The organism is uncultured Microbulbifer sp. (assembly GCF_947489355.1).
Lineage (GTDB): Bacteria > Pseudomonadota > Gammaproteobacteria > Pseudomonadales > Cellvibrionaceae > Microbulbifer.
In genome coordinates this window covers 248,385-261,049 of sequence record NZ_CANLDD010000001.1, presented here as the reverse complement: position 1 = coordinate 261,049, position 12,665 = coordinate 248,385, and the positions used below count along the sequence as shown (strand labels likewise).

Below are 12,665 nucleotides of genomic sequence, written 5' to 3'. Positions count from 1 at the left end.
TTAGCCCCGCTTGGGCGGGTCACCTGCGGAGGTGGAAAACCCGGTCATTTCGAAACGCCAGGTACGTATAATTTCCAGCCTGTCGGCCTCCTTGCGGATCTGCGCTGGAAAGGGCGCAAAGGGTGCCGCGAGGTGTATGATCTGTTGGGCCGCATCATCGAGAATGCGCTCGCCGGAGGATTCGAGAATGACCACTTCCTCCACGGCGCCGCTGGGCAGCAGGCGCACCATCATTCGCAGGCTGCCGGTGATCTGTTGTTGCAGGGCCTCCTCGGGAAAGTTGTCGCTGCCCACGGCCTCCACCTTTTGTCGCCATTCGTGCAGATAGGCGGCATCTGCAGAGGCTTTGGTCGCCACTGAGGTGAGGCGCCTCACCCTCGGGCGCCGGGCAATGGTTTGCCGGATTTTATCCAGGCGCGCCTGCAGGCTGGTAACTTTCGGATTAGTTCGGTCCAGGTCACTGGGGGCGTCGCCGCGCTTTTCCTCTGAGCGCTTGTCTTCTGCGGGCAGCTCCGGCGCCTGCAGCGGACTATCGCCAATGGTGGTGACCAACTGGCGTCGCTGGTCTGCCGGGCGCTCTGCCTGTTGCTGCGGCAGTGGATTCACATCGTGAATCTGTGTATCGGCAAACTCCGCGCGGCGGTTGCTGGACAGTTCTTTGGGGGTATCCGAGATGCCGCTGGCCTGCTGGTTGTGCTGGGCCAGGTAGTCGGCATCCACCGGTGCCTGTGCCGAGCGGTGCTGGGCCAGGGTTACCTCCAGTGTGGGGGATGACTGGCTGCCCTCGGGCGCGGCAAAAGCCACTCCAAAAATAATCAGAGCGTGGATGGCGCCGGCGAGAAACAGGGAGAATACAAAGCGTTCGCGCTGGGCAGAGTTAAATGATGCCGTGTTGGCGGTGGAGTTCATCGTGTGCGGTCTTTACTACCTGTTGCGTCAAGCCCTTTAACTGGTTGTCCGTTTGGTCTAGCTGCCGGCAAGCGGCCTGGGTTGAATTCGAAGTGTCCCAGTTTACCCTTTTTGTGCCAGGCGGTGTGTGATTGCGCGCATCAGTCGCGCACCGATCTTGGTGTCATAGGCCGCATCGATTTCGCGCACACAGGTTGGGCTGGTGACATTGATTTCGGTGAGGTAATCCCCGATGACGTCCAGACCGACAAACAGCAGTCCTTTCTCTTCCAGCGTGGGCGCGACCTGCTCGACAATCCAGCGATCGCGATTGTTCAGAGGACGAGCTTCACCGCGCCCACCCGCGGCCAGGTTGCCGCGCGTTTCTCCGGCTACAGGAATGCGGGCAAGACAATAGGGTACCGCCTGTCCACCAACGACCAGAATACGTTTGTCGCCATCCTTGATTTCCGGGATATAGCGCTGCGCCATAATTTGCCGGCGACCGTGTTTAGTGAGCATCTCCAGTATCGCCCCGAGGTTGGCGCCGTCGGGTTTACAATGGAAAATCCCCGCCCCACCCATGCCGTCCAGGGGTTTGAAGATAACGTTCCTGTGTGTCTGGTGAAACTGCCGCAATCTGAGCATATCCCGGCTTACCAGTACTGGCGGGGAGCACTGTGGAAAACTGGTTGCGAAAATTTTTTCGTTGCAGTCGCGCAGGGATTGGGGCTTGTTGACCACCAGTGCGCCCTCGCGTTCTGCCGCCTCGAGGATGTAAGTGGAATAGATATACTCGTTATCAAAAGGGGGGTCGACACGCATTAGAAGGGTGTCCAGCTCTCCCAGATGTATCTCCCTGGATTCCCCCAGAGCAAACCAGCGTTCGGCGTGGTCAAAAACCTGCAGTGGCCGTCCACAGCCAATGGCACGGCCGTTATCCAGGTACAGACTGGTCTGCTCGAAATAAAATAGCTGGAAACCACTGTCTTGTGCGGCCTGTAACAGTGCAAGTGTTGTATCTTTTTTAACATTGATTTGGGCGATGGGGTCCATCACCACACCGAGGGAGAAATTCATAGGGATTTCCGTTTCTGGCGGGATAGCTTTACCCCGCGCTGTGGTGGTTGTGGCTCAGTGTAGGCTGCCACCCCCGACTTGGTAGGATGGATAAGGTAAAAGCAGCTTCACCAGGGTGCAACTTTAACATGCTGTACTGGGTTCGAGCGCAAAGTGATGATAATTTGAACCGCATCGCAGGGGTTTGTCGAGTCTGGTAGATTAACCTGGGGTTCTGTGATAAAAGTTCCTCCAGTGTGCGATCTTGGCTAGGCGAGACACCCAGACCCCCTATGCGGTTCACCAAGGGTGCAAGTAAACGCTTTCGCGTGTCCGACAATAAGTAAACAGGGGAGTCAAAAAAACTATGGAGCTGAACTGGGAAAGCCTGACTGTTATGGTGATCGACGACAGTAAGACAATTCGCCGCACTGCCGAAACACTGTTGCAGAAGGCGGGCTGTACGGTCGTTACTGCAACGGACGGCTTTGATGCGCTGGCGAAAATCGCGGACTCCCGCCCGGATGTTATTTTCGTCGATATCATGATGCCGCGCCTGGATGGTTATCAAACCTGCGCTCTGATCAAAAATAACAGCGAATTTCGCTCTACTCCTGTCGTTATGTTGTCGAGTAAGGATGGTTTGTTCGATAAGGCAAAGGGGCGTGTTGTCGGTTGCGATCAATATTTAACCAAGCCGTTTAGTAAAAGTGAATTGTTGGGTGCGATCTCTGCCCATGCCAAGCCACATCACGCAGCCTGAAAATTGTGGCTAACAAAAAAGTGTATGGCTGGCTCCGGGGGCTTGGCACCTGGGAACTAAGACAGTAATGATCCTAAGTGGCGCACATATCTCCTTGTCTGTGGGAGCCTGGGAAATGGTTTGGCCGAGAAGTAGCTGATAGTCAGTGCAAACTGGACATGCTAACAAGAAAGTAACAAGCAAACCGCCAAGTTCGATCGTGGTTGCGCGGCTGCCGATTAGCTGATTATAAGATGTCATGGGGAAAATGATGGCAAAAGTACTAATAGTGGATGACTCTCCTACTGAAACACACAAATTGACCACAATTTTGGAAAAAAACGGACATGTGGTAATCACAGCGCTCAATGGCGAAAATGGTGTTGAGGTGGCGCGCGCGCAGTGCCCGGATCTTATTCTGATGGATATTGTAATGCCCGGTCTGAATGGCTTCCAGGCCACCCGTCAGCTGAGCAAGGACAGCAGCACTGCGGGAATCCCAATTATTATTGTGACGACCAAAGACCAGGACACAGACCGTGTCTGGGGCATGCGCCAGGGTGCCAGGGCTTATCTGACCAAGCCTGTAGACGAGGGCAAGCTGTTGAGCGTGATTGGGGAGGTGTTGGCCTGACGGCCAGCTGCTCAGTGTGCAGACAACAATACCCTATTTGGCCCTGATTGATATTGCGCGGCGTGCCAAGGCGCAGTCCACCGGCCTGCCCGCGCGCCGGGAAATCAAGCCATATTGGAGTGGGATCGGCTTCTCTCTTCTCGAGCATAATTTCGTCGCCTCTATGGATGATGTTGTGGAACTGCTCGAAGTGCCGCAATACACCTTCATCCCCGGTGTCCAGCCTTGGGTGAAAGGCGTATCCAACGTACGTGGCCGCCTGTTACCTCTGATTGATCTCGCCGCATTTTACGGTGGCCACCTTAACGGCCCGCGACAGCAGCGACGAGTGTTGGCGCTTGAACGTGAAAAAACCTATGTGGGCCTGATTGTGGAAAGATTACACGGCATGCAACACCTGGCGTATGAATATGCCCAGGAAGCGCCAACAGATTTGATTGAGTCATTTGCACCCATGGTGCAGGGCCAGTTTATTTTGCAGAGGGACCGGTGGCTGGTGTTCGATATGCGGGCCCTGCTCAAAGATGGCCGTTTTATGGATGCCGCCCTTCAGTAGAAAATCCAAGCCCATTTTTACCGACGCTTCACTTTATTGACAGTGTCGGGGGTGGCCCGCAGGCGGTGCAGGAATGGACGCATCGGCTGAAGGTGATTGCTGTTTAAGTGTTAGAAGTCAAGTGGTACTAATCCGGCCTGATACCTGGGCCCGCTAGGAGTGAACTATGAAAACAGGCTCCCAGAGTTCCTTTTCCGCGTTGCGCAGTGACCCTGCCGCGTTGGGTTTGGGCCTGCTGGTACTCGCCGTACTGGCGGGACTAGTCGTCAGTATCTATCTGGTGCAGACCCGCAGTGACCGCGATAAAGAGTACCTGCAGCAAGTGGCGGAGTTGCGTGCGCTCTCTTATCAGGTGGTTTCCTACGCACCGGCCGCTACCTCAGGGGATGAGGAAGCATTTGTCGAGCTGGAAAAAGTGTCTGGGCAAATGGCCAACGCCTGGAACCAGTTGCAGCAAATGGATGCAGGCAGCCGCCGCACACTCGACGCCGAGTTGGCTGCCTATGGACAGGTTTGGCGCAAGCTGCGCGAGCAGATGGGCACCATTCTCGGCAATAAGGAAACCATTATCTTCCTGAATGACGTTGCCACCACTCTGAGCGCTTCTCTTCCCGAGCTGCAGGCGGAGCACAACAATATCGTTGAGATCCTGCTGGCCAACACCGCCCCGGCCAATCAGGTGGAGCAGGCATTACTGCAAGTTTGGCGCGCGGAACGGATAGGCCGGAATATCGACAAGATGCTCCAGGGGGGTGATGATGCCGAAGCCGCTGCGGACCAGTTCAATACCGATGCAAGTCTTTTCGGTAAGGTCGTGGACGGTATGAAAAGCGGTGACGTGGTGATGGGCATTTCCCGTGTTAGCGACGATGAAGCGCGCCGTTCCCTGGATGAAATTACGGAGTTGTTTGAGTTTGTAAGTTCCTCTGTGCGCGAAATCTTTGAGGCGACCCCGGCCCTATTTGCCACGCGCCAGGCATCAGATGGCATTATCGCCTCCTCACCGCAGTTACTCGAAGCCCTGAGCGCGCTGAATGATCGAATCGTGAATCTCGCGAACGAACGCCAGCCAAACAATATGACGATTACTATCCTGGCAGCGGCCTTCGTACTGCTGATTTTCGTCATGATGGGAATGGTTATCTCCGGTACGCGCCGCAACCTGCTGCAGGAGGCGGATACCAACGAGCGCAACCAGCAGGCCATTATGCAGTTGCTGGATGAGCTGGCGGATCTCGCCGATGGGGACTTGACTACCTCTGCCACGGTAACCGAGGCCTTTACTGGTGCGATTGCCGATTCTATCAACTTTACTATTGACCAACTGCGCGTGCTGGTATCGCGGATTAACGGTGCTGCTCAGGAAGTATCCGGCCTGTCCCAGGAAACTCAGCAGACCGCTCTGCATCTCGCCGAGGCCTCTGAGCACCAGGCGCAGGAAATTGCCGGGGCCTCCGCTGCGGTGAATGAAATGGCGGTTACCATTGACCAGGTGTCTGCCAACGCCTCCGAATCTGCCCAGGTTGCGGAGCGCTCAGTACATATCGCGAGCAATGGTGCCAAGGTGGTACAGAACACCATCAAGGGTATGGACAACATCCGTGAGCAGATCCAGGATACCTCCAAGCGAATCAAGCGGCTGGGGGAATCGTCCCAGGAGATTGGCGATATTGTGAGCCTGATTAACGACATTGCAGACCAGACCAACATCCTCGCATTAAACGCCGCCATCCAGGCGAGTATGGCCGGTGACGCAGGCCGGGGCTTCGCGGTAGTTGCGGATGAAGTACAGCGACTGGCGGAGCGTTCCGCCGCTGCAACCAAACAGATAGAAGGCTTGGTGAAAGCAATTCAGTCTGACACCAATGAAGCGGTCATCTCCATGGAGCAAACCACCACGGAGGTGGTGCGTGGAGCCCGCCTGGCCCAGGACGCGGGGGTTGCCCTAGAGGAGATCGAAAACGTATCCGGCAGCTTGGCCTCTCTGATTCAGAACATCTCCAATGCCGCGCGCCAACAGGCCTCCTCTGCTGGGCATATTTCCAATACGATGAACGTGATTCAGGAAATTACCTCCCAGACCTCGGCAGGTACCCAGGCAACGGCACAGTCTATTGGTAATCTGGCGCAAACGGCCAATGCACTGCGCGATTCCGTTGCCGGCTTCAAACTGCCTCAGGATGAAAGCCTCGAGGCCGACAGTGATTCCTATGACGTGGAATTACCGGAAATGGACGTGGACAGTTTCACCATCGAAAGTGAGGAGCCCGCAGCTTTGGGCTCTCGCGAAGGCCGGGCTCTGGCCTGACCCAAATACAATTTGGCGTCATTTTAAGATGACCGGGTGGAGAGGGGCGCGCGGAAGACTTTCGGGAAACTCGTGTAAGTCGGCTCGCATCCGGGTATAGCGCCTGCATAGAGAATGAAATATTGGGGACTTGGCGTGAACCACGACAATCCAAACTTCATGGCCCTGGATTGGCTGATCGGTGAAATTAACGAGACGATGGCGCAGGCGCGTCAACTTCTCGAGACATTCGCTGATGATCCAGATGCCGGTGCACCGCTGTTGCAAAACTGCCTGTCTCTGGTCCATCAGGTACATGGCAGCCTGCATATGGCACAGCTTTCCGGTGCGGCCATGCTGGCTGAGGAGATGGAACAACTGGTTCAGGCGCTGGCCAGTGGCGGTGTCGAAAATACCGAAGAGACCCGAGAGTTTCTTATGCGCGCGCTGTTGGAGTTGCCTCTCTACCTGGAAAAAGTCTCTTTTCAGCGTCGGGACAATGCAGTCCTCTTGTTGCCTCTTCTCAACGATTTGCGTGCTGTGCGTCGTGAACGCCTGATCACAGAAGGTGCACTTTTTTCTCCCGACCTTTCCTCTCTGGAGCAGGTCACCGGCAAGCGCCAGCCGCTGACTGCGGATAATGCGAGACTGCAGGAGCTGGTCACCAAGCTGAGAAAGATGTACCACGTCGCCGCGGCAGGCCTGATCCGGGATGTGAACAGCGGTGAGAGCCTTGCCTATTTGAACAAAATTGTTGAAAAGATGCAGTTGCTCTACAACGGCAGCGCGCGCAAGCCCCTGTGGGGGGTACTGCTGGGCATCTTTGAAGCCATCGGTGCGCATCGCCTCAGTGTACAGCCCGCCCTGCGCCACCTTCTGCGCCGGATAGATGTAGAGTTCCGCCTGCTGCAGGGGCGCGGCGCCAGGGTACTGGATGCACGCCTTGATGCAGATTTCCTACGCAATTTGCTTTTTTACGTCTACTTGGCCGGCCCCAACGGTCCGCGCTGCCACGACCTGTACCAGCGCTTTGGCCTGGGCAGAGCGGTACCGGGCACACCGCGCCCCGATACCGAGGATGTGTTGGCGATGGGTCCCGAGGCCCTCGGCACTGCGATCACCGCTCTGAGCGAAGAGCTTCAATGGGTGCGCGAGGCTCTGGAACCGAGTAGCGCTGTGAGAGAACAGCCGCCACTGAGCGAAACTGCAGCGGTGGTCAAACGGGTTGCGGATACGCTCGGCGTGCTTGGGCTTGAGACACAGCGCGCCCGCGCCCGCGGCATTTATGAATATTTGCGCGATGCCTCCCGTGGCAGCGATGTCGAAGAGTATCTGATGCGTGCCGCCGGCGAGTTGGTACAACTGAATTCTGCCCTGGCAGCCAATATCGATCGCAATAAACGGGTTGACGAAGAGCAACCGATTATGGGTGATGCCAAGGATTCCGTTCGACGCGAGGCGCACCTAGGGCTGGAGGCAGTTAAAGAGGCGGTGATGGAATATGTCGCCAGCCACTGGGATATCAGCTATCTGAGCCGGGTCCCACAGCGCCTGCAGGAAGTCTGCGGTGGCCTGGAAATGGTGGGCTATCGGCGCGCCAGCGAAATAATCGCCGCTTGCAAACACTATATCGACAAGTCCCTGATCGAGAAGGCGGAGCAACCCGAATGGCGCATGCTGGATACCCTGGCCGATGCCATTACCAGTGTTGAATATTACCTGGAGCGCAGCTGCGAAGGTCTTGAGGATGCCGAGATGCTACTGGCATTGGCCGAAGACAGTGTCGCCGATCTGGGCTTTCCCCTCAGGGGAGAGAGACAGGAGTTCTCCGGTACCGCCGCTTCCACAACTGAACGGGTGCCTGAGGGTGAAACCCTTCGTGTGAATAGAGAGGGTTTTACGCTATTTGACCCCAAATTTGCCGGGATTGGAAAAGTCGAAGGTGAAATGGGGCATCAATCCACCCCTACAGCCAAATCTGTAGGGGGGACGCCAGTCACATTCGCTGGGTTGGAGGGCGCGAAAGCCCCTACTGCTGAGCCCCTGGGATGCGATGAACAGGTTGAAGTGCCGAAAAGGGGCGCTATTGCGGCTGACAATGACACTGAGGTTGCGCGTGTCCTCTCTGTCGACGATAGGGTGCCAGATAGGGAAAAGGAGCATGGGTTTCCAAGCGGTGAGCATGCTGCAAAATGTATACACGCAACGGCGCCGGCAATGGAAAATGCGGTGGGTGAACCGGCAGAAACGGCTGAAGGGACCGCCATCGCACCGGAAGCGGATACCCAGACCGAGTTGGCCTGGGAGAAGCCTGAGAAACCGCTTGGGATACGGGCAGTGATTGATGGTGACGAGCGTCTGATCGACGATGAGATTGTAGAAATCTTTCTCGAAGAAGCCGGTGAAGTCCTCGTCCATATTCGCAACTACTTCCCAGATTGGGCGGCTGATTTTGCCAATGTTGGTGCCCTGGAAGAATTCCGCCGCGGTTTCCACACCCTGAAGGGGTCGGGTCGCATGGTCGAGGCGCTGGATGTCGGCGAGCTGGCCTGGGCAGTGGAAAACATGCTCAACCGCATTATCGACGACAGCGTGAAACCCCAGGGTGCTCACGTAGGGTTGATTGAGCGGGTCTGTGAGAAATTGCCCTCCATGATCGAGGCTTTCCGCTGTGGTCGGGGTGATCCGGATCAGCAGCAAACCTTGCAGTTGCAAGCCTGGGCTGAGCAGCTCAGCCGGGGGCATATACCTGCGGTACTGGAGACGCAAAGCGCAGACAGGGCGGCGCAGGCCACTGTGGAGGAAGACAACGGGGAGGACCGGGCACAACTGTGGGAGATCTTTGCCCAGGAGGCTGAGGCGCACCTGGCGGTAGTGGCTGAATTCCTTGAGGACATGCGCGCTGCCGCGCCGGTTTACGACGTGCCCAGCGACCCCTTGCACCGAGCGCTGCACACCCTGAAAGGTTCCGCCCACATGGCGGAAGTCAAGGTGGTCGCCGAAATGATGGCACCGCTTGAGCGATTTGCCAAAGAGCTGCGTATCTACCAAGTGCCGATTGACGCCGACATCCTTGATCTGATCGGTGATGGGGCCAGCTATGTGCATCAGGTGTTGGCCCAGATCCGCACTGGAAAACCGCTTGGCATTGGAAGATCTGAGCAGTTCCTCGCCCGTGTGGCCGAGCTGCAGGAGCGCTCTGTGGGCCACTTGATCCGCGAGCGCGAGGCCAGTGAGCCCAAGGCGGTGGACCCGCAACTGCTCCAAGTGCTGATGGCTGAAGGAATGCGTGTTTTATTGGATGCCGACCAAGTGCTGAATCATTGGCGCATCAATCCCGCCGACAAGTCCCAGGTTGCCCTCGTTGCCGAAGAGCTTGTGGTTTTACACAAAGCCGCCAGTCACGCACAACTGCAGACTTTGGCGGAGTTGTCTCAGTTACTTCTGGATGTCTACCACAAGGTGCTTGCCGGTCAGCTTGAGGGAGAGCCGGCGCTGTGGGCATCCCTTGAGCAGGGGCACAACGAACTGCTGGATCTGGTTGATGCTGTCGCCGCTGCCCAGGACTTGCCGGAGGTGAGTGAGGCTGTTGAGGAGGCACTGCGTTACCTGGCGCAAGGTGTGGCAGTCGCCGAAGTGTTTGAAGAGGAATACGATCTGGGTGAACTGGGTATCAACGGCCCAGAATTCGGTGTTGTGCAGACCCCAAAGCAGCTCAGCGATACTGCCGTTGAACGTGAGCCTGTGAACAGAGCTGAAAATGCGGGAGCAGACAGCGCCAGTGAAGGGATACAAAAAGCGCCCGCTGCGCTCTCAGGGCTACAGGTGGCAGCGGTGCCAGAGCATGGGCCGCAAAAGTCTGTAGATACCACACTCCGGGTACGTACAGCGGAGACAAGCAGTTCTGAGGCAACACCTGCTGAGTCACCGTCGGTGGCGTTAGCCAGCGCTGCCGGGTACCGCCAGGATGCGTTTGCCGAGGGAGAAAAACTGCTTGCGGAAATTGATTCCGATGTTGTTGAGGTCTTTTTGGAGGAAGCGGTCGATCTTACCGATGAGTTGGAGGCATTGATCCAAAACTGGGAAGACGCGCCGGAAAGCCGAGAGCAGGCGGAAGCGCTCAAGCGGGTGCTGCATACCTTTAAAGGCGGTGCGCGTATGGCTGGCCTTCTGGGGCTTGGCGAAGTGGCCCATCGTTTTGAAACCGTGATCGAGCAAATGCGGAATGACACCCGGCCCTCTCGGCAGTTTTTTGCCGATGCCCACGGTATCCACGACCGTATCGCCGACGGCATTGAAACTGTGCGCGCCTGGATGTCCGGCGAACAACCGGAAGCCTTCGTGCAATTGCTGGTCGCCGACTGGGCCGATCAAGGTGCCTGGGAGAGTACTGCAGAAACAACCGAGAGCAAGACTGTGGTTCTGCCGGAGGCGGTGGAAGTTGTCGAGGGCACTACCGCTGACACGCAGGCAGGGGTGAGTGTGTCGGAATCCCTGCCCGCAGTGAAAAGCCTGAGGGAAAAAGAGACCGAGACCCCTGACCGTCCACCGCAGCCGAAAGTGGCCCAGAACAGTGGCAACATACTGCCGTTTATCCGCAAGTCAGAGGGCTCGGATGAGTTAACGGGTTCCGCCAAAAACCAGCCCCAGGAAATGGTTCGTGTCGCCGCTGAGCTGCTGGAAGAACTCGTTAACCTCGCCGGTGAGACCGCCATTTCACGCGGTCGCCTCGAAGAGCAGATAAGTGAGTTCGGTCTGGCACTCGACGAAATGGATTCAACCCTGCTGAGGCTCAACGAACAGTTGCGCCGCCTGGATAGAGAGACCGAGGCACAGATCCTGTTCCGGCACGAACAGCTGGCTGAGCATGATGGCAACTTCGACCCGCTGGAAATGGACCGCTACTCGTCTATCCAGCAGTTGTCCCGCTCCCTGCTGGAATCCACTTCCGACCTGATGGAGCTTCGCTCCACCCTCGATAACAAAGCGCGGGATACCGAGACCCTGCTGTTGCAACAGTCGCGGGTACATACGGAGTTGCAGGAGGGGCTGATGCGCAGCCGCATGGTGCCCTTCTCCCGCCTGGTGCCCCGTCTTCGCAGGATCGTGCGACAGGTGAGTGCAGAGCTGGGCAAGCAGGTGGATCTGGTGTTCTCCAACGTCGAGGGGGAGCTGGACAGATCCATGCTTGAGCGCATGGTGGCGCCGTTGGAACATATGCTGCGCAACGCGGTGGACCACGGCATCGAAATGCCAAAAGCACGCCTCGCTGCGGGCAAGCCCGAGCGCGGTCGTATCCATGTCGCTATGGCGCGCGAGGGCAGTGAGGTGGTGCTGACCATCCGCGACGATGGCGCCGGCGTCAACCTGATAAAGGTGCGGGAAAAAGCCGTGGAAAATGGCCTGATGCGCCCGGACGCAGAGTTGTCCAATAACGAGATATTGCAGTTTATTCTGCAGGCGGGCTTTACCACGGCGGAAAAAGTGACCCAGATTTCCGGTCGCGGGGTGGGTATGGATGTGGTCTCCGCAGAGCTGAAGCAGATTGGTGGCGGCGTGCATATCAATTCCCAGGCGGGAGCTGGTACCGAGTTTGTCGTGCGTCTGCCGTTTACCGTGTCGGTCAATCGCGCCCTGATGGTTAAAATCGGCGAGGATCTGTTTGCCCTGCCTCTAAATACCATTGAGGGCATCGTACGCCTCAGCCCCTTCGAACTGGAGCATTACTATCGTACCGGCGATGCCCGTTTTGAGTACGCCGGTGAACGCTATGAGGTCTGCTACTTCGGCACTCTGCTCAAGTCGGGTGCCCAGCCAAAACTCAGTGTCGATGATATGCAACTGCCGGTTCTGCTGGTGCGCTCCGAGGGCCATGCCATGGCGCTGCAGGTGGATGCTATCCGCGGCAGCCGCGAGATCGTGGTGAAGAGTATGGGGCCGCAGTTTGCCGGTGTGCAGGGGGTATCCGGGGCGACAGTAACCGGCGATGGCGCTGTGGTAGTGATCCTCGACGCCCACGCCCTGCTGCGCCGCCAGGCGACCCAGCTGGCGCGCCCGACAATGCCACAACTACAGTTGCAAACGGCACCGAAGCGAGAGCTGGAAGAGCACCAGCAAACGGTGATGGTGGTGGATGATTCAGTCACCGTGCGCAAGGTGACGACCCGTTTCCTCGAGCGCGAAGGCTACCTTGTCAGTACCGCCAAGGATGGCCAGGATGCAGTGATCCAGTTGCAGGACAAGATCCCGGATCTCATCCTGCTGGATATCGAAATGCCGCGTATGGACGGTTTCGAGGTGGCGCGGCACATTCGCTCCAGCAGCCGCCTGCGGGATATCCCCATTGTGATGGTCACATCCCGTACCGGTAGCAAGCATCGCGACCACGCCATGTCACTGGGTGTGAACCACTATTTGGGCAAGCCCTACCAGGAAGACGTACTGCTCGAAACCATTCGCGAATATGCGGGAACCTCAGCTGTCGGTAGTTGAGGTTGCC

The 12,665-nt window shown here is 57.2% G+C and carries 7 protein-coding genes; 5 read left to right on the top strand and 2 right to left on the bottom strand.

Translation table 11 applies throughout. From position 1 onward, the window contains the following. Entirely contained in the window at positions 1-909 is a 909-nt protein-coding gene (locus Q1A48_RS01085) for an energy transducer TonB (protein ID WP_299940003.1), read from the bottom strand. A 102-nt stretch (positions 910-1,011) separates the two neighbouring features. Further along, complete coding sequence (gshB, locus tag Q1A48_RS01080) at positions 1,012-1,968, bottom strand: glutathione synthase (RefSeq protein WP_299940001.1); 957 nt, start codon at positions 1,966-1,968, stop codon at positions 1,012-1,014. Positions 1,969-2,314: 346 nt separating this feature from the next. Here gshB and pilG point away from each other — a divergent pair, with 346 nt between their 5' ends. From pilG to Q1A48_RS01055, 5 genes are all read left to right on the top strand, one after another. After that, entirely contained in the window at positions 2,315-2,710 is a 396-nt protein-coding gene (gene pilG / locus Q1A48_RS01075) for a twitching motility response regulator PilG (protein WP_020413651.1), read from the top strand. Between the two features lie 250 nt (positions 2,711-2,960). Beyond that, positions 2,961-3,323 (top strand): twitching motility response regulator PilH, encoded by a 363-nt coding sequence (gene pilH, locus Q1A48_RS01070; protein ID WP_299939989.1) that lies wholly within the window; start codon positions 2,961-2,963, stop codon positions 3,321-3,323. Between the two features lie 16 nt (positions 3,324-3,339). Continuing rightward, positions 3,340-3,879, top strand: a complete 540-nt coding sequence (locus tag Q1A48_RS01065) for a chemotaxis protein CheW (protein WP_299939987.1) — start codon at positions 3,340-3,342, stop codon at positions 3,877-3,879. Positions 3,880-4,045: 166 nt separating this feature from the next. Further along, entirely contained in the window at positions 4,046-6,187 is a 2,142-nt protein-coding gene (locus Q1A48_RS01060; protein ID WP_299939985.1) for a methyl-accepting chemotaxis protein, read from the top strand. 135 nt (positions 6,188-6,322) lie between these two features. After that, positions 6,323-12,658, top strand: a complete 6,336-nt coding sequence (locus Q1A48_RS01055) for an Hpt domain-containing protein (protein ID WP_299939983.1) — start codon at positions 6,323-6,325, stop codon at positions 12,656-12,658. Positions 12,659-12,665: the final 7 nt, after the last annotated feature.